Annotated in this window: 19 protein-coding genes, 3 tRNA genes and 1 pseudogene; 12 read left to right on the forward strand and 11 right to left on the reverse strand. The window is 70.6% G+C overall.

Annotation, left to right across the window (positions count from 1 at the left end; all coding sequences use genetic code 11):
• Positions 1–60: 60 nt before the first annotated feature.
• From purD to OG978_RS21490, 4 genes are all read left to right on the forward strand, one after another.
• Positions 61–1,311 carry a phosphoribosylamine--glycine ligase gene (gene purD / locus OG978_RS21475; protein ID WP_326766781.1) on the forward strand — a complete coding sequence of 417 codons (1,251 nt, stop codon included), beginning with the start codon at positions 61–63 and terminating at the stop codon, positions 1,309–1,311.
• A gap of 400 nt (positions 1,312–1,711) precedes the next feature.
• Positions 1,712–3,511 carry a hypothetical protein gene (locus OG978_RS21480; protein ID WP_326766782.1) on the forward strand — a complete coding sequence of 600 codons (1,800 nt, stop codon included), beginning with the start codon at positions 1,712–1,714 and terminating at the stop codon, positions 3,509–3,511.
• A 227-nt stretch (positions 3,512–3,738) separates the two neighbouring features.
• Positions 3,739–5,202, forward strand: coding sequence for a N,N-dimethylformamidase beta subunit family domain-containing protein (locus OG978_RS21485; protein WP_326766783.1), 1,464 nt, complete (start codon positions 3,739–3,741; stop codon positions 5,200–5,202).
• Between the two features lie 126 nt (positions 5,203–5,328).
• Positions 5,329–6,243: a phosphoribosylaminoimidazolesuccinocarboxamide synthase gene (locus tag OG978_RS21490; protein ID WP_326766784.1), complete on the forward strand. Its 915-nt coding sequence runs from the start codon at positions 5,329–5,331 to the stop codon at positions 6,241–6,243.
• Between the two features lie 62 nt (positions 6,244–6,305).
• On the opposite strand, the gene OG978_RS21495 is transcribed toward OG978_RS21490, so the two are convergent.
• The 8 genes from OG978_RS21495 to OG978_RS21530 all read right to left on the reverse strand — a co-directional run bounded on the left by OG978_RS21495 (position 6,306) and on the right by OG978_RS21530 (position 11,084).
• Positions 6,306–6,378 (reverse strand) — tRNA-Gly (locus tag OG978_RS21495).
• Between the two features lie 22 nt (positions 6,379–6,400).
• Positions 6,401–7,012: a response regulator transcription factor gene (locus OG978_RS21500; RefSeq protein ID WP_072488568.1), complete on the reverse strand. Its 612-nt coding sequence runs from the start codon at positions 7,010–7,012 to the stop codon at positions 6,401–6,403.
• On the reverse strand, positions 7,009–8,334 hold the full coding sequence (locus OG978_RS21505; RefSeq protein WP_326770111.1) for a sensor histidine kinase: 1,326 nt from the start codon (positions 8,332–8,334) through the stop codon (positions 7,009–7,011). Before OG978_RS21505 ends, OG978_RS21500 begins: the two co-directional genes overlap by 4 nt.
• Before the next feature lie 19 nt (positions 8,335–8,353).
• Positions 8,354–9,193, reverse strand: coding sequence for an ABC transporter permease (locus tag OG978_RS21510; protein WP_326766785.1), 840 nt, complete (start codon positions 9,191–9,193; stop codon positions 8,354–8,356).
• Positions 9,193–10,212, reverse strand: coding sequence for an ABC transporter ATP-binding protein (locus OG978_RS21515; RefSeq protein WP_326766786.1), 1,020 nt, complete (start codon positions 10,210–10,212; stop codon positions 9,193–9,195). Before OG978_RS21515 ends, OG978_RS21510 begins: the two co-directional genes overlap by 1 nt.
• A 132-nt stretch (positions 10,213–10,344) precedes the next feature.
• Positions 10,345–10,417 (reverse strand) — tRNA-Gly (locus tag OG978_RS21520).
• Between the two features lie 98 nt (positions 10,418–10,515).
• Positions 10,516–10,587, reverse strand: a tRNA-Gly gene (locus tag OG978_RS21525).
• A gap of 161 nt (positions 10,588–10,748) precedes the next feature.
• On the reverse strand, positions 10,749–11,084 hold the full coding sequence (locus tag OG978_RS21530; RefSeq protein WP_326766787.1) for a histone-like nucleoid-structuring protein Lsr2: 336 nt from the start codon (positions 11,082–11,084) through the stop codon (positions 10,749–10,751).
• Between the two features lie 384 nt (positions 11,085–11,468).
• Between OG978_RS21530 and purS the strand changes: the two genes are divergently transcribed.
• From purS to purL, 3 genes are read left to right on the forward strand one after another with little or no spacing between them, the layout of a single operon-like run.
• Positions 11,469–11,729 (forward strand): phosphoribosylformylglycinamidine synthase subunit PurS, encoded by a 261-nt coding sequence (purS, locus tag OG978_RS21535; RefSeq protein WP_176729353.1) that lies wholly within the window; start codon positions 11,469–11,471, stop codon positions 11,727–11,729.
• Entirely contained in the window at positions 11,726–12,406 is a 681-nt protein-coding gene (purQ, locus tag OG978_RS21540) for a phosphoribosylformylglycinamidine synthase subunit PurQ (RefSeq protein ID WP_317863803.1), read from the forward strand. Before purS ends, purQ begins: the two co-directional genes overlap by 4 nt.
• The gene (gene purL / locus OG978_RS21545; RefSeq protein WP_326766788.1) at positions 12,403–14,652 is read left to right on the forward strand and encodes a phosphoribosylformylglycinamidine synthase subunit PurL; all 2,250 of its coding nucleotides are present in this window, start codon (positions 12,403–12,405) and stop codon (positions 14,650–14,652) included. The genes purQ and purL overlap by 4 nt, the downstream gene beginning before the upstream one ends.
• On the opposite strand, the gene OG978_RS21550 is transcribed toward purL, so the two are convergent.
• Entirely contained in the window at positions 14,588–15,250 is a 663-nt protein-coding gene (locus OG978_RS21550; protein WP_326766789.1) for a hypothetical protein, read from the reverse strand. The genes purL and OG978_RS21550 overlap by 65 nt on opposite strands.
• Before the next feature lie 298 nt (positions 15,251–15,548).
• On the opposite strand from OG978_RS21550, the gene OG978_RS21555 reads away from it, so the two are divergent.
• The 3 genes from OG978_RS21555 to OG978_RS21565 all read left to right on the forward strand — a co-directional run bounded on the left by OG978_RS21555 (position 15,549) and on the right by OG978_RS21565 (position 17,941).
• On the forward strand, positions 15,549–16,187 hold the full coding sequence (locus OG978_RS21555; RefSeq protein ID WP_326766790.1) for a TetR/AcrR family transcriptional regulator: 639 nt from the start codon (positions 15,549–15,551) through the stop codon (positions 16,185–16,187).
• A gap of 101 nt (positions 16,188–16,288) precedes the next feature.
• Positions 16,289–17,089, forward strand: coding sequence for a maleylpyruvate isomerase family mycothiol-dependent enzyme (locus OG978_RS21560; RefSeq protein ID WP_326766791.1), 801 nt, complete (start codon positions 16,289–16,291; stop codon positions 17,087–17,089).
• 51 nt (positions 17,090–17,140) lie between these two features.
• On the forward strand, positions 17,141–17,941 hold the full coding sequence (locus OG978_RS21565) for an META domain-containing protein (protein ID WP_326766792.1): 801 nt from the start codon (positions 17,141–17,143) through the stop codon (positions 17,939–17,941).
• A gap of 27 nt (positions 17,942–17,968) precedes the next feature.
• Here OG978_RS21565 and OG978_RS21570 read toward each other — a convergent pair.
• Together OG978_RS21570 and OG978_RS48340 are read right to left on the reverse strand one after the other, a co-directional pair.
• Positions 17,969–18,118, reverse strand: a pseudogene (locus tag OG978_RS21570) (twin-arginine translocation pathway signal protein); the annotation flags it as partial.
• A 179-nt stretch (positions 18,119–18,297) separates the two neighbouring features.
• Entirely contained in the window at positions 18,298–18,396 is a 99-nt protein-coding gene (locus OG978_RS48340; protein ID WP_356088694.1) for a putative leader peptide, read from the reverse strand.
• Between the two features lie 437 nt (positions 18,397–18,833).
• On the opposite strand from OG978_RS48340, the gene purF reads away from it, so the two are divergent.
• Both purF and purM read left to right on the forward strand, forming a co-directional pair.
• Positions 18,834–20,360 carry an amidophosphoribosyltransferase gene (purF, locus tag OG978_RS21575; RefSeq protein ID WP_326766793.1) on the forward strand — a complete coding sequence of 509 codons (1,527 nt, stop codon included), beginning with the start codon at positions 18,834–18,836 and terminating at the stop codon, positions 20,358–20,360.
• Positions 20,361–20,420: 60 nt separating this feature from the next.
• Entirely contained in the window at positions 20,421–21,494 is a 1,074-nt protein-coding gene (gene purM / locus OG978_RS21580) for a phosphoribosylformylglycinamidine cyclo-ligase (RefSeq protein WP_326766794.1), read from the forward strand.
• The last annotated feature ends 121 nt before the right edge of the window (positions 21,495–21,615 follow it).

Genomic DNA, 21,615 nt, shown 5'->3' on the forward strand with positions numbered 1-21,615 from the left:
GGGTGTCCACGGAGCGGCGTCCGTCAAGGGCGCCGCGCCCCGGCGGCTAGGCTGCATCCCGTGAAGGTCCTCGTCATCGGCGGCGGCGCCCGCGAACACGCCCTGTGCCGCTCTCTGTCCCTCGACCCCGACGTCACCACTCTGTACTGCGCTCCCGGCAACGCCGGTATCGCAGAGGTGGCCGAACTGCACCCGGTCGACGCCCTCGACGGCGACGCCGTCGCGCGCCTCGCCACCGACCTGGGCGCCGGACTGGTGGTTGTCGGCCCGGAGGCGCCGCTCGTCGCCGGGGTCGCCGACGCCGTGCGCGCCGCGGGCATCCTCTGCTTCGGCCCCTCCGGCGAGGCGGCCCAGCTGGAGGGCTCCAAGGCGTTCGCCAAGGACGTGATGGCCGGGGCCGGCGTCCCGACCGCCCGTAGCTACGTCTGCACCACCCCGGCCGAGATCGACGCCGCCCTCGACGCCTTCGGTGCCCCGTACGTCGTCAAGGACGACGGTCTCGCCGCGGGCAAGGGAGTCGTCGTCACCGACGACGTCGAGGCGGCCCGCGCCCACGCCCTGGCCTGCGACCGCGTGGTCATCGAGGAGTTCCTCGACGGTCCCGAGGTGAGCCTCTTCGCGATCACGGACGGCACCACCGTGCTGCCGCTCCAGCCCGCGCAGGACTTCAAGCGCGCCCTGGACGACGACGAGGGCCCGAACACCGGTGGCATGGGCGCGTACTCCCCGCTCCCGTGGGCCGACCCCAAGCTGGTCGACGAGGTCATGCAGTCGGTGCTCCAGCCGACCGTCGACGAACTCCGCCGCCGCGGCACCCCGTTCTCCGGGCTGCTGTACGCGGGCCTCGCGATCACCTCGCGCGGCGTCCGGGTGATCGAGTTCAACGCCCGTTTCGGTGACCCCGAGACCCAGGTGGTCCTGGCCCGTCTGAAGACCCCGCTGGCCGGCGTCCTGCTCGGCTCCGCCAACGGCACGCTCGACGAGCTGCCCCCGCTCAAGTGGCGCGACGACGCGGCCGTCACCGTGGTCATCGCCTCGCACAACTACCCGGGTACGCCGCGGACGGGCGACCCGATCGAAGGGCTCGACGACGTGGCGGCGCAGGATGCCCCGCATGCGTACGTCCTGCACGCGGGCACCAGGCGGGAGGGCGACACGATCGTCAGCGCGGGCGGCCGGGTGCTGTCCGTGACCGCGACCGGCAAGGACCTCGCGGGCGCCCGGGAGCGCGCCTACGCGGCGGCGGCCCGGATCCGGCTCGACGGCTCGCACCTCCGTACGGACATTGCCCGGAAGGCCGCAGAGGGCTGAGACCGGCCGCGGTGAAGGCCGCGCAGCCCCGGGGCCGGCCCTCAGGAGGGACCGGCCCCGGGGCGGCCCCACCCAGGCCCCGATCCCGCCCCGCCCCGCTGCAAACCGGCAGCGGCTGCCTCCACTGGCACGTCCTTACACGCTCTGGCAAGCACCGAACACCCCCTGACAAGCACTGACGCGCCGCTGCCTCAAAGACAGCGGCGCGTCAGCACCTTTACCCAAAGCCATTCCATCGAGTGACGGCTGGGCCATCCGGATGACGTCCGCCGAGGCCCCAACTAGGGTGCGGCGCAAGCATTCCGGCACTTGGCCCACTGGCATTGCGATGTCAGTGACGGGTGCCACAGTGGGGGAGTGAACTACACCGCCGCGGGGGCAGAGGGGGTGACGTCCGGACGTGTCCGGTACCGGTACAAGTGAGGAGCTGGGTGCGCTGAGTGCGCGTGCCCGAGCTCATGCCCTGCTGCGCATCCGCGGCAGGGCGACAGCCGTGGCGATCCTGCCGGCGGCGGTGGCCGTCGTGCTGCTGGTGGCGGGTGCCCAGGGCCTCGCCGTGGGCAGCGGCTGGGACACGGCACGCTGGGCCGTGTCGGCCTGCGCGGTCGTCGTGCTCCTGCTCGCCGCGGCGGTCGCGGTCGCGATCGTACGGGCGAGGCCGGCGGTCAGTCCGACCGTCCCGCTCCCGGAGAAGGCCGCCCCCGATCTCTATCGCCTGGTCAGGGACCTCGCCGACCGGCTCGGGGTCCCCGCGCCCTCGGCGATAGCCCTGACGCCCGACTGCGACAGCTGGCTGGAGGACCGCACCCACCCCTCGGCGCAGCCCGCGGCGGGCGCCGACCCGGACCTGCCCGCGCATTCCGCGGCCCGGTCCCGCCGCCGGGTCCAGGCAGCTCCGGTGCTGGTCATCGGATCACCGTTCCTGTGGTGGATGCGGGTCGCGGAGCTACGGGCGGTGCTCGCCCCGGTCGTCGCGGGCACGGGCCCGTCCGCGCATCCCGACATAGCCGCGGCCCGTCGTTTCGTACGGGGGCTCGACGGAGCGGTTGCCGACGCCGCGGCGCCCGTGCCGGGGCCGCTGGCCCGGGTGCGTGGAGTGCCCCGTGCCTTCGTCGGCCGGATCGCCAGGCTGCTGCTGCGCAGTTGTCGCGGCCATGCTGCCGAGATGGAGCGGAGCGTCGCCGCCGCCGCTTCGGTCCGTGCACAGGGTGTGGACTACGGTCTGCGGATCGTCGCCCAGGAGCAGGTCGGCCTCGCCTACGCGGGCTGGGACCGGCTTCTCACCCGGGTCGCCCTGCCCGCCTGGCGGATGGGCCGCTGGCCGTCCCGGCTGGACGCGGGCGTCGTATCCGCCCTCACCGAGTTGTCCCGGCGCGACCGGCTGGCCGACGGATTCGCCTCGCGGCTCGGCGAGCGCCCCGCCTGCGACCTCCTGGAGGAGCCGGGCGCGGCCGACGAGGCGGCATCGCTGCTCGCGGCCCGCCTGTTCCACGGCGGCCCGGCCCGTACGGGCCCGGACTGGTCGCCGGTCGACTGGCAGCAATACCCGGAAGAGGTCGTCGACCGGAAGTGGCGCACCGAGGCCGCGCGCCTGCACCGCGTCCTCGACTCGATGACCGCCGAGCCCCACCAGGCCGCCACCGGCCCCGGCCGCGATGACCGTGACGGTCTCGACGGCTCCCACGACCCCTCCCGCACTGTCTGCCCCATCGACGCGGGGGTGCCCACACTGGCCCGTGTCGTCGAGCACCTGGCAGGCCGGACCGGGGGCGGCGAGGAGCTCGCCGCCGGGATCAGCGCCGCGGTGGCCCGTGAGGAGGAGGCGGCCCAGCAGCACCGGGCGGCCGACGGCGCGTCGAGCCCGGCGGGCGCCCAGGCCGCCGCCGGCGCGGGCGGGGACGTCCTGGACCTCTGGGGCCCCGACCCCCTCCCGCTCTTCCCGCTCCAGCCGCCCCGCACGGGTACGGAACTGCTCGCCGACCATGTCGCGGCGATGGTCTGCTGCGCGGCGGTGGACACGGCGGGCGCGGCGCCCGGCCTCGACTGGCTCGACGGTCCCGCGCTGCTGGTCGACGGCGAGCGCCGGGCGGACCTGGGCAGTCCCGTGCTCAGCCTGGTCGAGGACGGGGACGCGGAGCCGCTGCGTTCCTGGCTCGCCTCGATCGGCGTACGCACCGACAAGCCCGTCCGCCTCGTCTGAACCACCGGCCCCGGCCGTCACACCCCAACATCCGGAATGGCAGGTTCCGTTCACTTCAATTCGCGACGAACGGTGACGGAGTGCATGCGTTATGTGATGTGCTGGGGATCAACGCTGACAGTCGGCGCATCACTGTTGGCGCACTGATGACGCATGACCACTGGCGATCGGCCATCACCCATCGACCATCGACTGTTGTCTCGGGGGACTTGAGGGAGGGAAGCGTTATGGGGGCGGAGCAGATCCGACGTTGGGAGTCGGGTGCCCTCGCGCACGCCGTCTCCGACCCCTTCGGCCAGGGCCCCCTGCCCTGGCTGCGCGGCAGTGAGAACTACTTCGACGACACCGGGCAGGTCGTCCCCTGGTACGCCGATCCGGCCCTGGCCCGCGGCTCCACCGACGGCGGTACGCGTACGGCCGACGATGTGCACCGCCAGATCAAGGGCTTCATCTCCACGGGCGCCGCGGCCCCCGGCGAGGCGATCGACTTCCACATCACCGTGGACCCGCCCCAGCAGTTCTCCGTGGACATCTACCGCATCGGTCACTACGGGGGCGACGGCGCCGCCCAGATCACCACGAGCCCCCGGCTCTCCGGCATCGTCCAGCCCGCGCCGCTCACCGCCGACCGCACGGTCTCCTGCCACCACTGGTGGCAGTCCTGGCGGCTGCAGATCCCCAGCTACTGGTCGATCGGCGCGTACGTCGCCGTGCTCACCACGGTGGACGGCTACCGCTCCCACATCCCCTTCACGGTCCGCGACGACCACCCGGCCGATCTGCTGCTGGTCCTGCCGGACGTCACCTGGCAGGCGTACAACCTCTATCCGGAGGACGGCCGCACCGGCGCCAGCCTCTACCACGCCTGGGACGAGCAGGGCTGCCTCCTGGGCGAGGAGGACGCCGCGGTCACCGTCTCCTTCGACCGCCCCTACGCGGGTGCCGGCCTTCCGCTCCACGTCGGCCACGCCTACGACTTCATCCGCTGGGCCGAGCGGTACGGCTACGACATCGCGTACGCCGACACCCGCGATCTGCACGCCGGCCGCGTCGATCCGGCCCGCTACCGGGGCCTGGTCTTCCCCGGCCACGACGAGTACTGGTCGGTGCCCATGCGCCGTACCGTCGAACGCGCCCGCGACGGCGGCACCTCGCTGGTCTTCCTCTCCGCCAACACCATGTACTGGCAGGTCAGCCTCTCGCCGTCGCCGTCCGGCGTCCCGGACCGCCTGCTCACCTGCCGCAAGCGGCGCGGCCCCGGGAAGCCCGCCCTCTGGCGCGAGATCGACCGCCCCGAGCAGCAGCTCCTCGGGATCCAGTACGCGGGCCGGGTCCCCGATCCGCACCCCTTGGTCGTACGGAACGCCGAGCACTGGCTCTGGGAGGCGACGGGCGCGGGCGAGGGCGACGAGCTCGACGGCCTGGTCGCGGGCGAGGCCGACCGCTACTTCCCGCGCACCACGCTCCCCGAGCACGAGAGCCGCATCCTGCTCGCCCACTCCCCGTACCTGGACAGCGAAGGCGTCAAGCGTCACCAGGAGACATCCGTGTACCGGGCCCCGTCCGGGGCGATCGTCTTCGCCTCGGGCACCTTCGCCTGGTCCCCGGCACTGGACCGCCCCGGCCATGTGGACCCCCGCATCCAGCGGGCGACCGCCAATCTCCTCGACCGCATCTGCAAGCGCGACTGAACCCGGCTCGTCGCAACGCGGGCCGGGGCCACGGAAGTCGGCGCCACGGACGCCCCCGCTCCACCCCACCGCACCCCGATACGGGAGAATCGGAACGACTCCTGGATCAACCTACGCGGAGGCAGCGTGTCCGGATTTGTAGAAAAGCCCGAGCCAGTACAGGTCCCGGGGCTCACCCACCTGCACACGGGCAAGGTGCGCGACCTGTACCGGAACGAGGCGGGCGACCTCGTCATGGTCGCCAGCGACCGCATGTCCGCGTACGACTGGGTCCTGCCGACCGAGATCCCGGACAAGGGCCGGGTGCTCACCCGGCTCTCGCTGTGGTGGTTCGACCAGCTCGCCGATCTCGTTCCGAACCACGTCCTGTCCACGGACCTCCCCGCCGGAGCCCCCGCGGACTGGGCCGGCCGCACCCTGATCTGCAAGTCGCTGCGGATGGTCCCGGTCGAGTGTGTCGCCCGCGGTTATCTCACCGGCTCGGGCCTCGTCGAGTACAACGAGTCCCGCACGGTCTGCGGTCTCGCGCTGCCCGAGGGGCTCGTCGACGGCTCCGAGCTCCCGGAGCCGATCTTCACCCCCGCCACCAAGGCGGCCGTCGGTGACCACGACGAGAACGTGAGCTTCGAGGAGGTGGCCCGCCAGGTCGGCGAGGAGACCGCCGACCGGCTGCGCCGCACCACGCTGGACGTCTACGGCAAGGCACGTGACATCGCGCGCGAGCGCGGCATCATCCTCGCCGACACGAAGTTCGAGTTCGGTTTCGCTCCCACGGCCGACGGAGGCGAGGAGCTGATCATCGCGGACGAGGTGCTGACCCCGGACTCCTCGCGCTTCTGGCCCGCGGCCACCTGGGAGCCGGGCAGGGCCCAGCCCAGCTACGACAAGCAGTTCGTACGCGACTGGCTGACCTCGCCGGCCTCCGGCTGGGACCGGAAGAGCGAGCAGTCGCCGCCGGCGCTGCCCCAGGAGATCGTGGACGCGACCCGGGCGAAGTACCTGGAGGCGTACGAACTCCTCACCGGCACGTCCTGGCAGTAGGCCTGCCCGACCGAACACGAAGAAGCCCCCGACCGGAAGGCCGGGGGCTTCTTGCTGAACCGAGCGGACGACCAGGTTCGAACTGGCGACCTCAACCTTGGCAAGGTTGCGCTCTACCAACTGAGCTACGTCCGCAAGCGCCGAAGCGCGAGAACCACTATACCCATCCCCGCTGCCGTGCGAGACGCACCGCGGCATGGCGGTTCTCCGCCCCGAGCTTCGAAGCGGCCGCGGAGAGGTAATTCCGTACGGTTCCCTGCGACAGCGACGCCCGCTCCGCGATCTCCGCGACGGGCGCCCCGTCCGCCGCCAGCTCCAGCACCTCGGTCTCGCGCGCGGTCAGCGGCGAGTCCCCGGCGGAGATCGCGTCGGCCGCCAACTCCGGGTCCACGTAACGGTTTCCGGCATGCACGGTACGGATGATGCCGGCCAGCTGCCGGGCGCTGACGGTCTTCGGGACGAAGGCCCGCACGCCTGCCGCGAGCGCCCGCTTGAGGTGTCCGGGCAGGCCGTGACTCGTCACGATCATCGTCCGGCAGCCGGGCAGTTCGGCCCGCAGTGATGTGGCGACACTCACACCGTCGGCGCCCGGCATCTCCAGATCGAGGACCGCCACATCCGGCCGGTGGGCCCGTGCCATGGCCAGCGCCTCCGGGCCGGTCGCAGCCTCCGCTACCACCACGAGGTCGTCCTCCAGGGCCAGCAGCGCGGCCAGCGCTCCCCGGATCAGATGCTCGTCGTCGGCCAGCAGCACCCGTACGGTCGTCATCGTCGTTCCTCCTGAAGGGCGGGCGCCTGCCGGGCGGCAGGTGGCTCCTCGTGTCGGGCCGAGGGCGCCGCCGGCCCGAGCGGGATCGTCGCCGTGAGCCGGAACAAGCCGTTCCCCGCCGGGCCCGCGTCCAGCGAACCGTCGAACACGCGAAGCCGCTCCCGCAGCCCGGCCAGCCCGGAACCGCCCGATCCGGGTCCGTCGCCCGCCCCGGAGCTCCCGCCCGGCCCCGCGGCGGCCACCGCCACCCCGTCGTTCTCCACCTGCAGCACGACCGCGTCCGCCGAGGATCTGAGCCGGATCGTGCAGCGGCGCGGATCGCCGTGCCGCAGCACATTGGTCGCCGCCTCCCGCACGACCCAGCCGAGCGCCGACTGCACGGGCGCGGGCAGCTCTCCGCCGATGTCCCCCGCGACCTCGCACTCGATCCCGGCCGCACTCAACACTCCCCGGGCGCCGGCCAGTTCCGTACTCAGATCGGCCTCCCGGTATCCCCGCACGACATCCCGCACCTCCTGCTGGGAGGTGCGGGCGATCCGCTGCACCTCGACCATCTGGTCCACCGCCTCCGGCCTGCCGCGCTGTGCCAGTTCCACGGCGAGTTCGCTCTTCAGCGCGATCACAGCGAGGTTGCGGCCCAGAACGTCGTGCATGTCCCGCCCGAACCGCAGCCGCTCCTCGGCGACCGCCAGCCGGGCCTGGAGGTCTCGGGCCTCCTCGGCCTGCCACATCACGCCCAGGCTCCAGGCACTGGGCCGTACGGAGACCAGGACGAGCACGCAGCCGAAGAGCGAAGCAGGCACCACCCCGGCGAGTATCCCGCCCCGCACTCCGACCGCGGCGAAGACGCCGACGTTCAGCGCGGTGACGGCGAACGACTGGATCAGGAAGGTGCGGACCGGGACCAGCAGGGTCTGCGTTATCGCGAACGCCACCGGCGCGTTCATGGTCATGATGAGCAGCCCGGCGTCTTCCACCCCGTCCACCCCGGCCATCGTCGCCAGCAGCCCCAGGCTCACCAGCAGCAGCACCAGTGGCGGCAGCTGCCGCCGCCGGGGAAAGACGGCGGTGCCGAGGTAGTGCGCGTACGACAGCTCCACGTTGCGGTTGCTCAGCAGGCATTGCGCAAGACTCACGAGCAGCAGTGCCACGCCCAGCGCGATCGGGAGCGGCGCATGGCGGATGTCCGACTTGAAGGGGACCAGCTGCCACGACAGGGTGAAGAGCCAGGGGATCACCGAGAGGGTCAGCCGCGAGTAGAGGTCGATCCGCTCCAGCTTGCTGCGCTGCTGCCAGCTGCGGCGCCAGCCCCGTACGAGCACCGACACGGCACGTCCCTCCTCAGCGTCGCGGATCCCAGCGGAACCGACGTTGCACAGCAAACACGGCGAACGCGGTCCAGGCCAGCCCCGTCAGAGCGGCCACGAGCAGGTCGGAGCCCTCGGCCCCGCCCAGCCAGCCCGTCCGGACGAGCGTCATCACCCCGGTCACCGGCAGCAGTTCGCACACGGACGCCATGCGGTCGGGCATGACCTCCAGCGGCACGAAGAGCCCCGAGCCCATCATCGAGATGAAGAACAGCGGGAGAGTGGTGAGCTGCGACGTCTGCACGGTGCGGGTCAGCGCGGAGGTGGCCGCGGCCAGCGCCGCCAGCAGCACCACACCCAGCAGCAGGCCCGCCAGCAGCAGTTCGGGCCGCTGCGGTGCGTCCAGGCCGAAGAAGGCCGTCCCCGCCACCACGATCACGGCGGTCTGGGCCAGAGCCAGCGCGACCGACGGCAGGGCGGTCCCTATGAGGATCTCCCGGTCGGTGACCTCGCCGGTACGCAGCCGCTTCAGGACGAGGTCCTCACGCCGTGCCACATAGGACGAGACCAGGTTCATGTAGACGGCCTGCATCAGCACGATGCCGATGCCGCCGGTGAGCGCCGCCCCGGCGACGCTCAGGCCGGTCCCGTCGAGAACGGACTGCTTGAGCGTCGACTTCATCGCCAGGACCATGGCGGCGGGCATCAGCAGCGAGACGAATACCGCCGTCCGGTTGCGGGCGAGCAGGGCGACTTCGGCGCGCCCGAGGGCGGTCAGCCGGCCCCGGAGCGTCGTGCCGGCCGCCGTGCTCGTGCTGGCCGTGCTGGTCGTACCGGTCGTCGTACCGGTCGTGCTGGTCGTCGTGGTCGTCATCACGCAGCCACCTTTTCGGACTCCGACGCGCTCTGCGCGATATCGAGAAACGCCTCTTCGAGCGAGGCCGAGCGGGCATCGAGGCCGAGCAGTCGGACGTCCGACTCCCTCGCCCAGGTCAGCAGTTCGTCCAAGGACTCCTGCAACCGGTGGGTACGTATCTCGATCCGGCGGTCGTCAGCGGCGGCTCGCAGCCCCAGCGGAATCCGTGCCGCCGGTACTCCTTCCGGCAGCTCGAACCGGATGCGGGAGGGGCGGGCGGCCGTCACTTCGGCGGTGGTGCCCGCCGTCACGATCCGCCCCCGGTGCATGATCGCCAGCCGGTCGGCGAGCGTCTCTGCCTCTTCCAGGTAGTGGGTGGTGAGCAGGACCGTGGTGCCGCCGTCGCGCAGCTCGCGCACCAAATCCCAGGTGTCGCGCCGCCCTTCGGCGTCGAGCCCGGTGGTCGGCTCGTCCAGGAACAGCACCTCGGGCCGGCCGAGCAGGGCCAGCGCCAGGTCGAGGCGGCGCCGCTCGCCGCCGGAGAGCTGTTTGACCCGCACCCGCGCCCGGTGGGTGAGCCCGACCAGGGCCAGCGCCTCGCCGGTCGGGCGCGCGCCGCTGGTGCAGCCCGCCCACATCCGTACCGTCTCGGTGACCGTCAGGTCGGACGGGAACCCGCCCTCCTGGAGCATCACCCCGATACGCGGCCGGACGGCGGCGCGCTCGCGGAACGGGTCGTGGCCGAGCACCCGCACCGTGCCGGCGTCGGGCCTGGCCAGGCCCTCCAGCAGCTCGACGGTGGAGGTCTTTCCCGCACCGTTCGTACCCAGCAGGGCGAAGAGCTCGCCGCGCGCCACCGAGAAGGAGACACCGGCCACGGCCTCGAAGCCACCCGCATAACGCCGCCGCACACCGTTCGCCTCGATCACCGCACCGGAGGCGGATGTGGAAGCGGAGACGGAGGCGGCAGCGGAGGTGGATGTGGCGGGTGCCACAGCCCGGTCCGCGCGGTTGCTTGGAATGTCGTCGCTGGTCATGCCTACAGATTTCCGCGGGATCGACGCTGAGATCAGTGCGAGCTGTCATCACTGCTCATGACAAACGTCATGTGATGAGGGGCACGACGAAGGCCCTGGTCGATATCGACCAGGGCCTTCATTTCGATCAAGAGCGGACGACGAGATTCGAACTCGCGACCCTCACCTTGGCAAGGTGATGCTCTACCAACTGAGCCACGTCCGCATTACTGCCGCTCATTGTACTCCTCGAGAGGAGATCCATCGGGCGGCGTGAGCATCACTCTACCCGATCCACCGGAGTGGTCGATAAGAGCGATGCAGAGCGGGTGACAGGAATTGCACACTGCGCCTTCCCCCTGGAAGGGGGATGTTCTACTACTGAACTACACCCGCACGCTGCGTGAGGTTCGGCTTTGCGGCCTTGCCCCTCGGCGTGCTCCAGACTTTAGCCGACCTGCGGGGGTGTAGCGCAAGTCGGCTCCCGCAGGGTGTCGCCGAAGGGGCGCCGACCGCTCTCGGCGGGCTGGGCGGACGGGCCGGATCCGGACGGCCGGTCAACTCGCTTCGCGGAACGCCTCGTAGACCTTCTTGGGGATCCGGCCGCGGGCCGGCACCTCCATCCGGTGGGAGCGGGCCCAGGCGCGCACGGCCGCCGGGTCGGGTGCGAGCGAAGTGTGCCGGAACGACACGGGAGTCTTGCCGTGCTTACTGGCGTTTGTCTGCTTTCGGCCTGCCGCCATGTACGGCGCGAGGACCTTGCGCAGTTTCTTTGCATTGGACGGATTGAGGTCGATCTCGTACGACTTCCCGTCCAGGGCGAAGGAGACCGTTTCCGCCGCTGCTCCCCCGTCGATGTCGTCGGAGAGCGTGACCACTACGCGCTGAGCCACGGATATCGGTCCTTTCCTACGGTATCGGCGCTTCTGGTATGCGCTGATACCGGCCTTCCGGCTGCCAGGCGGATACGGCGTCGACGGGTGCCGACTGTTTAGGGGCAATGCTGCATTCCCCGGTAATCATTTGTACAGCGGTGGGTGCCGCATTGTGAAGCCCACCCAATTACCTCCGCGTGTCAGCCTTCTGTGTGTGCTGCTGGTGAGGATTTTTTTTGCAGGACTTTCCCCATGTGTTGTCGCGTCCGATATCTGGGCGTGATCAAGGGGCTTCGATATCTACCCGCGTAGAATTTCTGGCCAGGTACGCTGAGGGGACCTGCGGGGGTCTGGGGAGCCCCCCGGAGAAACAGCCGCACCACACCACCACCGGGAGTGCCAGTGGCACGCGTCGTAGTCGACGTCATGCTCAAGCCCGAGATCCTCGACCCGCAGGGACAGGCGGTGCAGCGCGCACTGCCCCGTCTCGGCTTCGAGGGAATCGCGGACGTACGTCAGGGAAAGCGTTTCGAGCTCGAGGTAGAGGGGCCGGTCGACGACGCCGCCCTCAGCCGTATTCACGAGATGGCCGAGACTTTCCTCGCCAACACCGTCATCGAGGACTTCACCGTGAAGGTGGAGAAGGCCGAGGAGTCGAAGTGACTGCTCGTATCGGAGTCGTCACCTTTCCCGGCACGCTCGACGACAAGGACAGCCTGAGGGCCGTACGGGTCGCGGGCGCCGAACCCGTATCGCTGTGGCACCGCGACAAGGACCTGCACCAGGTCGACGCGGTCATCCTGGCGGGCGGTTTCTCCTACGGCGACTATCTGCGGGCCGGCGCCATCTCCCGCTTCTCGCCGGTCATGGAGACCGTCATCGAGCAGGCGAAGGCGGGGATGCCGGTCCTCGGCATCTGCAACGGCTTCCAGATCCTGACCGAGGCGCATCTGCTGCCCGGCGCGATGCTGCAGAACAACCACCTGCACTTCATCTGCCGCGATCAGAAGCTGCGCGTCGAGAACGCGGAGACCGCCTGGACCTCGGACTACTCCGCGGGCCAGGAGATCTCCGTACCGCTCAAGAACATGGACGGGCGTTACGTCGCCGACGAGCGCGTGCTCGACGAGCTGGAGGCGGAGGGCCGGGTCGCCTTCCGCTACCTGGACATGAACCCCAACGGCTCGCTGCGGGACATCGCCGGCATCACCAACGCCGCGGGCAATGTCGTCGGCCTGATGCCGCACCCGGAGCACGCCGTCGAGCCGCTGATCGGAACCGGCCGCACCGACGGTCTCGGTTTCTTCACCTCGATCATCAAGAAGCTGGTCAACGCATGAGCCTGGATACGGTCAAGCACGCGGCCGAGACCCCGGACGTCGCGCAGCCCTGGAAGGAGCTCGGCCTCAAGGAGGACGAGTACGCCCGGATCCGCGAGATCCTGGGCCGCCGTCCCACCGGCGCCGAGCTCGCCATGTACTCCGTGATGTGGTCCGAGCACTGCTCGTACAAGAGCAGCAAGGTCCACCTCAAGCAGTTCGGCGAGAAGGTCCCCGTCAACGACGCGATGCTCGTCGGCATCGGCGAGAACGCCGGTGTGGTCGACGTCGGTCAGGGTTACGCGGTCACCTTCAAGGTCGAGTCGCACAACCACCCCTCGTACATCGAGCCCTACCAGGGCGCGGCCACCGGCGTCGGCGGCATCGTCCGCGACATCCTCGCCATGGGTGCCCGCCCGGTCGCCGTCGTCGACCCGCTGCGCTTCGGCGCGGCCGACCACCCCGACACCAAGCGCGTCCTGCCGGGCGTCGTCGCGGGCATCGGTGGCTACGGCAACTGCCTGGGTCTGCCGAACATCGGCGGCGAGGTCGTCTTCGACGCCTGCTACCAGGGCAACCCGCTCGTCAACGCCGGCTGCATCGGCGTGATGAAGCACGAGGACATCCATCTGGCCAAGGCCTCCGGCCCCGGCAACAAGGTGATCCTCTACGGCGCCCGCACCGGCGGCGACGGCATCGGCGGCGTCTCGGTCCTGGCCTCGGAGACCTTCGAGTCGACCGGCCCGGCCAAGCGCCCGGCCGTCCAGGTCGGCGACCCGTTCCAGGAGAAGCTCCTCATCGAGTGCACCCTGGAGATCTTCAAGGAGAAGCTCGTCGCGGGCATCCAGGACCTCGGCGGTGCCGGGCTCTCCTGCGCCACGTCCGAGCTGGCCTCCGCCGGATCCGGCGGTATGCGCGTCGAGCTGGACACCGTGCCGCTGCGCGACTCCTCCCTCTCGCCGGAGGAAATCCTCATGAGCGAGTCGCAGGAGCGCATGTGCGCGATCGTCGAGCCGCAGTACGTCGAGCGTTTCCTGGAGATCTGCGAGAAGTGGGACGTCATCGCCACCGTCATCGGTGAGGTGACCGAGGGCTCCCAGCTGGAGATCTTCTGGCACGGCGAGCAGATCGTGGACGTGCCGCCGCGGTCCGTCGCCCACGAGGGCCCGACGTACCACCGCCCGTTCGCGCGCCCGTCCTGGCAGGACGCGTTGCAGGCCGACGACGCGGGCAAGCTGGCCCGGCCGGCGAACGGTGCGGAGCTGCGCGAGCAGGTCCTCAAGCTGGTCGCCTCGCCGAACCAGGCGTCGAAGTCCTGGATCACGGACCAGTACGACCGGTTCGTGCAGGGCAACACCGTGCTCGCGATGCCCGAGGACGCCGGCATGGTCCGGATCGACGAGAAGTCGAACCTGGGCGTGGCCATGGCGACCGACGGCAACGGCCGGTACGCCAAGCTCGACCCGTACACCGGCGCGCAGCTCGCGCTGGCGGAGTCGTACCGCAATGTCGCCGCCTCGGGCGCCAAGCCGCTGGCCATCTCGGACTGCCTGAACTTCGGTTCGCCCGAGGACCCGGACGTCATGTGGCAGTTCGCCGAGGCCACCCGTGGTCTGGCGGACGGCTGCCTGGAGCTGGGCACCCCGGTCACCGGCGGCAACGTGTCGCTGTACAACCAGACCGGTGAGACCGCGATCCACCCGACGCCGGTCGTGGCCGTGCTCGGTGTGATCGACGATGTCAACCGGCGTACGCCGGTCGCCTTCGCGGAAGAGGGACAGCTCCTCTACCTGCTGGGCGACACGCGTGAGGAGTTCGGCGGCTCGGCCTGGTCCGAGGTCGTTCACGGCCACCTCGGCGGCATGCCGCCCAAGGTCGACCTGGGCCGCGAGAAGCTGCTCGGCGAGATCCTGATCTCGGCCTCCCGCGACGGCATGATCGACGCGGCGCACGACCTCTCCGACGGCGGTCTGATCCAGGCGGTCACCGAGTCCTGCCTGCGTGGCGGGAAGGGTGCCCGGCTGGTCGTGCCGGACGGTCTGGACGCGTTCACCTTCCTCTTCTCCGAGTCGGCGGGGCGCGCGGTCGTCTCCGTTCCCCGGAGCGAGGAGCTTCGCTTCAACGACATGTGCGGGGCGCGTGGTCTGCCCGTTTCCCGTATCGGTGTCGTGGACGGCGAGGAGATCGAGATCCAGGGTGAGTTCAGCATTTCGCTGAACGAGCTGCGTACGGCGCACGAGGCGACCATTCCGGCTCTGCTCGCCTGACCCGCAGGTTCCTGACGAGGACGGCCCCGCCCTGTTCATGGGCGGGGCCGTCCTCGTATCGTCCGGGTGCGGAAATTCCGGCGGAATTCCGTTTCATCGGTGGAGCGGCGTGACTGACTGCGGCGTGGTGAATTCGGCGGCATTCACGTCCACCGGTTCCGGTTCCCGCCGGGCCGGCAGCCGGGTCGCCAGAACGGCCGCCGGGAGCATCACTCCGGTCGCCGACCAGAAGACCACGTTTCGTCGAGGAGACGAAGGCGTCCAGCGCCTGCTGGTGGGCGTGGCCGGTCAGGCGGCCGATGGTGCTGGTCGTGCCGCCGGGACCGCGGTCCGCGTAGACCCGGCTGAGGACGGTGCCGAAGTGAGCGGCGCCCAGTGCACCGCCGAGGGTCTGGAAGAACCGGACGCCCGTGGTGGCCACGCCCAACTGCTCGGCCGGCGCGGTGTCCTGGACCAACTGGATCAGCTGGCCGATGAGCTGTCCGAAGCCGGCCCCCATCAGCAGCAGCGCGGCGCGGACCGTCCAGAAGCTGGTGTCCGTGGAGAGCGTGGCGAGCAGGGCCAGGGCGGCGGACGCGCAGACGGTACCGCTGACCACGAAGGTCTTCTGCGACCAGCCGACCGCGGCCGGCTTGCCGGAGAGCAGGCCGACGGCGCACGGTCGCCGACGAAACGATGTCCGTGTCGAGCACGGCCAGCAGGATCGTGGCGATGCAGAGCACGAATCCGATGAAGCGCTGACGGTCGGTCATGACGGTGGGGCTGATTGCGGACATGGCGGGGCTCCCCTCCGGAGCGGCGCTGGCGCCGCTGTGGTCGGGCACCACCATGCCCAAGAAAATGTATCGAGTCAAGAATTAATCTGGGATCAACATTCATCCTGGTACAGTGATGCCATGACCGAGGGGATGAGCCTGCGCGAGCGCAAGAAGCTCCAGACGCGACACCGCCTGCTGGCCGCGGCCACCGAGCTCTTCGCCGAGCGCGGCTTCGACAAGGTCTCGGTCGCCGAGATCGCGGAGGCGGCCGAGGTGTCGAAGATGACTGTCTTCAACTACTTCGCCGGCAAGGAGGACTTGGTCCTCGCCCCCATGGAGGAGCACATCGGCGATGTCGCGCGCGCGGTACGGGACCGGGCCCCCGGCGAGTCCGCCCTGGCCGCCGTGCGTGGACAGTTCCTGGCCGGCGTCGAGCGCCGCGATCCCTCGGTCGGGATGAGCGACGAGCCGGTGGTGCTCGGGGTGCGCCGGCTGATCATGGAGACCCCGGCGCTGCTCACCCGGGCCCACGCGTTCTCCATGCGCTCCTTCGACCTGCTCGCCGAAGTGCTGATCGAGGAGGGGGAGGAGCCGTCCATCGCCCGGATCGCGGCCACCCAGCTGATCGGCACCCGCAACGCCCTCATATTCGCGAACCAGTTGCGGCTGCTGGAGGGGGAGCCGGCGGACGCGATCGCGCCGGAGGCCGTCGCGCTCGCCGAGCGCGGTTTCGGCCTGCTCGCCAACGGTCTGGCCGACTTCGCGACCCGGTCCTGAGGCGACCCGGGTCCTGAGGCGACCTGGTCCTGAGGCGACCTGGTCCTGAGCCGACCTGGGCTGTCCGCCGTGTCCGCCGGGCAGGCCTTAGGCTCCCGGACATGCCGCCGTCCCAGAAACGTGCCCGCCGCTACGACCCGGTCAGGACCCGCAGCGCGGTCCTGGCGCAGTTCGCCCATGTCCGAGAAGCCGTCCGCGCCCTGACGCCCGGACAGCTCGCGCTGCCGACCCGGCTCGGCGACTGGACCGTGCGCGAACTGGCCGTACATCTGACCATGGTGCTCTCGAGCGTCACCCGGAATCTGGAGCTGCCACAACCCGCTGCGGCGAAGCCGGATCTGACGCTCGTCGAGTGGCCGTTCGCGACCGCGGACCGGGCCGCGGACATCGCGGACGACACCAGGGCGCTCGCCGTGGACCGCCCCGACCTGGACGCGCTGTACGGGGAGGTCGCGGAGCAGTTCGAGGAGCTGGTGCCCGGGGCCGGCGACGAGCGGCTGCTGCCGACGCGGGTCGGAGCGATGCGGCTGGCCGACTTCCTCGTCACCCGTACCGTCGAACTCGTCGTGCACACCGACGATCTGAACGAGGCGGCCGACCTCGACATCCCGTACGACCGGCAAGCCCTCGCCGCCTGCACCCGGCTGCTCGCCGACGCCCTCGCGGAGAAGGCGCCGGGCGGCTCGGTCGAGGTGCGGGTCCCGCCGTTCGCCGTCGTCCAGTGCGTGCCGGGCCCCAGGCACACCCGCGGTACGCCGCCCAACGTCGTCGAGACCGATCCGCTCACCTGGATCCGGCTCGCCACCGGACGTACGGAGTGGGCGCGGGCGCTCGACGAGGCGAAGGTCGGCGCCAGCGGGGAGCGGGCCGATCTCGCCGCCCTGCTGCCCCTGATGGGGTGAGGGGAACCGTACGACCGGCCGGACCGTCCCAGGTCCATGCGGAATCAACGGATGGTCGTAGGAGTCATCGCCCTCCTCGCCCTTGCCGCCTGCGGTACGGAGACGGGGACCGGTTCGGGGTCCGGCGACGGCAGCGGTTCGGTACGGACCGGGCCGCGCCTCACCGGCGTCCACTGGAGCGTCGATTCGGTGACGGCCGGAGGGCGGAGGACCGAAGCTCCGGACGGCGCCCATGTCGTGATCGACCCCGAGGGCAGAGCCACGGGGAACTTCGGCTGCAACCACTTCACCGCCGAGACCCGTACGGACGGCGACACGATCACCGTGCGGCAGGCCACGACCACGCAGATGGGCTGCGAGAAGGGCGTCCAGCGGTTCGAGACGGCCATGTCCCGCGCGTTCAGCGGTGAACTCACCGCCGCCGTCACGGGCAGGACCCTGACCCTGACCACGGAGGCCGGCGACGCCATCGCCCTCACCTCGGAGCCCCCGGCCCCGCTCACCGGCACCACCTGGACCGTCACCTCCCTGGTGTCCGGCTCGACCGCCTCGTCGCTGCCCTCGGGTACGGAACAGAAGGCGCGGCTGAGCTTCGGCAAGGACGGCTCCGTACGGGGCACTCTCGGCTGCAACTCGTTCCGCGGCAACGTGACAGTCACCGGCTCCACTGTCACGTTCGGCCGGATCACCAGCACCAGGATGATGTGCCCGGATCCTCTGATGAAGCTGGAGCGTGCCCTGCTGGCGATCCTGGACGGGAGGACGACATACCGGATCGACCACCGCACGCTGTCCCTCACCGCGGCGAACGGCGAGGGCCTCGGCGCGGCGGCCCCGGCACCCGGAAAATGAGACCCAGGATCTGAATCAGGGCGTGACTCAGGCCCCCGTCGGGTACGGCAGCAGTCCCGCGGCGGTCCGCTCCCAGGACGCCCGCAGCTCGGCCGGCAGTTCCGGCTCGGCGGCCGCCCGGTCGGCCTGTTCGCGCTGGTCACGGGCGAGCTGGAACAGCTGGCCCGTCGGAGGTCGGACACGGTTGTGGCCACGGCGTGCCGACGCGACCACGGCTGTGCGCATGGCTGTGGACGGGCGAGGGGTGCGAGAGCGGGCGGACCGGCGCGCGGCGGAGGGCCGAAAGCCGCGTCAGCCAACGAGCAGACGACGGGGAAACGCGGAAGCGAAGGGCAGCCGAAAGCGCGCCGGTGGAATCAGGCGCAGCGACAGATGGCGCTCGCGACACGTCCCAGATCGACGTGGCGGCGCTCCACGAGCGTGACCGAGCGGTCACCGAGGGGCCGGGGCTGCATGGTGCTGGAGCCTGCCAACCGGCCATGCGCCTGTCAACGGCGGTCTCGTACTGCGGACCTCTGGACCCGGCCGCCGGGCAGCATCGCCGGAACCCCAGGGTTCCGGAAGGCCGCATCCCGGGCATCCCGGTGTGAGGCTCGCCACGAAACGCGCGTTCGGTCGGGCTTCGCGCCGGGCCGCCGACCGCCTCACCGAGCGCCACCATCCGGCCCGGCGGACTCCCCGGCCCGAGTGGCCGGAACCCGACGGTAACCGGGTGCTGATCCGGGCGGCCGCCGCCCTGTGGCCCGATCCGCACCCCGTCACGACCCGAGGATGATCACTCCCCGTGACCGTCCGAAGCGCCTTGCGGACCACCCCTGGGAGCGCTTCCCCGGTGGTCCGGCCCGGTATCCCGAATTCGGACCAGTGGTCGATCTCGCCTACACTCGGTGGCGTGCCTCGTGGTGATGGACGACTCAACCACGACCTGCTCCCCGGAGAGAAGGGCCCCCAGGACGCTTGCGGCGTCTTCGGTGTCTGGGCTCCGGGCGAAGAGGTCGCCAAGCTCACCTATTTCGGACTGTATGCCCTGCAGCACCGTGGACAGGAGTCCGCGGGCATCGCAGTGAGCAACGGGTCCCAGATCCTGGTCTTCAAGGACATGGGACTGGTCTCGCAGGTCTTCGACGAAACGTCTCTGGGATCTCTCCAGGGCCATATCGCGGTCGGTCATGCCCGCTACTCCACCACCGGTGCCTCGGTGTGGGAGAACGCGCAGCCGACGTTCCGTGCGACCGCGCACGGCTCGATCGCCCTGGGTCACAACGGCAATCTGGTCAATACGGCCCAGCTCGCCGAGATGGTCGCCGACCTTCCTCGCAAGGACGGCCGCGCCACCCAGGTCGCCGCGACGAACGACACCGATCTGGTGACCGCGCTGCTCGCCGGCCAGACCGATGAGGACGGCAAGCCGCTCACCATCGAGGAGGCCGCCGCGAAGGTGCTTCCCGATGTGAGGGGCGCCTTCTCCCTCGTCTTCATGGATGAGCACACCCTTTACGCCGCCCGTGACCCGCAGGGCATCCGCCCGCTGGTCCTCGGCCGGCTGGAGCGCGGCTGGGTGGTGGCTTCCGAGTCCGCCGCCCTCGACATCTGCGGTGCCAGCTTCGTCCGCGAGATCGAGCCGGGCGAGCTCGTCGCCATCGACGAGAACGGCCTGCGCACCTCGCGGTTCGCGGAAGCGAAGCCCAAGGGCTGTGTCTTCGAGTACGTCTATCTGGCCCGCCCCGACACCGACATCGCCGGGCGCAACGTCTACCTCTCCCGGGTGGAGATGGGCCGCAAGCTGGCCGCCGAGGCCCCGGTCGAGGCCGATCTGGTCATAGCGACCCCGGAGTCCGGCACCCCCGCCGCCATCGGTTACGCGGAGGCCAGCGGCATCCCGTTCGGCGCCGGACTGGTGAAGAACGCCTACGTCGGCCGGACCTTCATCCAGCCGTCCCAGACCATTCGGCAGCTGGGCATCCGCCTCAAGCTGAACCCGCTCAAGGAAGTCATCAAGGGCAAGCGCCTGGTGGTCGTCGACGACTCGATCGTCCGCGGCAACACCCAGCGCGCACTGGTCCGGATGCTCCGAGAGGCCGGTGCCGCCGAGATCCACATCCGGATCTCGTCCCCGCCGGTGAAATGGCCCTGCTTCTTCGGTATCGACTTCGCGACGCGTGCCGAGCTCATCGCCAACGGCATGACGGTCGACGAGATCTCCACGTCGATGGGCGCGGACTCGCTCGCGTACATCTCGCTCGACGCGATGGTCGAGGCGACGACGATCGCCAAGCCGAACCTGTGCCGCGCCTGCTTCGACGGTGAGTACCCCATGGAGCTCCCGGACCCGGAGCTGCTCGGCAAGCAGCTGCTGGAGACCGAGCTGGCGGCAGGCCCTGCGGCGACCGCCGCGGCCGACGCACTGCGTCGTCCGTGACGGCACAGCCGTACACCTCTGGCCACCAGCCCCGTATTTCCACACGAAAGATCCCAGGCAATGTCTGAGACAACAGGTGCTTCCTACGCGGCAGCGGGCGTCGACATCGAGGCCGGCGACCGCGCCGTCGAGCTGATGAAGGAGTGGGTGAAGAAGACGCAGCGCCCCGAGGTCGCGGGCCTCGGCGGCCTCGGCGGCTTCGCCGGGCTCTTCGACGCCTCGGCCCTCAAGCGCTACGAGCGTCCGCTGCTCGCCTCCGCCACCGACGGCGTCGGCACGAAGGTCGACCTCGCCCGCAAGATGGGCGTGTACGACACCATCGGCCACGACCTCGTCGGCATGGTCGTCGACGACCTGGTCGTCTGCGGCGCCGAGCCGCTCTTCATGACCGACTACATCTGCGTCGGCAAGGTGCACCCCGAGCGTGTCGCGGCCATCGTGAAGGGCATCGCCGAGGGCTGTGTCCTCGCGGGCTGTTCCCTGGTCGGCGGCGAGACCGCCGAGCACCCCGGCCTCCTCGGCCCCGACGACTTCGATGTCGCCGGCGCCGGCACGGGCGTGGTCGAGGCCGACCGGCTGCTGGGCCCGGACCGTATCCGTAAGGGTGACGTGGTGATCGCCATGGCGTCGTCCGGTCTTCACTCCAACGGGTACTCGCTCGTCCGGCACGTGGTCTTCGACCGGGCCGGCTGGTCGCTGGACCGGCAGGTCGAGGAGTTCGGCCGCACGCTCGGCGAGGAGCTCCTGGAGCCCACCAAGATTTACTCGCTGGACTGCCTGGCGCTCACCCGCACGACCGAGGTGCACGGCTTCAGCCACGTCACCGGCGGCGGCCTGGCCAACAACCTGGCCCGGGTCATCCCGGACGGTCTGCACGCCAGGGTCGACCGCTCCACCTGGGCGCCCGGCGCGGTCTTCGACCTGGTCGGCCGGACGGGACAGGTCGAGCAGCTGGAGCTGGAGAAGACGCTGAACATGGGCGTCGGCATGATCGCGATCGTCCCGGCCGAGTCCGTGGACGTGGCACTGACGACGCTGGCCGACCGCGGGGTCGAGTCCTGGGTCGCGGGCGAGATCACCGAGCGCGGGGCACACACCTCGGGCGCGGAGCTCGTCGGCGGGTACGCGCGATAGACACGGGGCGGGCACACCGGGGCGACCCGGTGGCTGCCACGTCCTCGGCCGCCGGAATTCCAGCAGTTCCGGCGGTCGGGGAGAAGCCTCGGGGAAACCGGATGCCGCACGATCGGCCGGA

Origin of the sequence: Streptomyces sp. NBC_01591, assembly GCF_035918155.1 — a bacterium.
Taxonomy (GTDB): Bacteria; Actinomycetota; Actinomycetes; order Streptomycetales; family Streptomycetaceae; genus Streptomyces.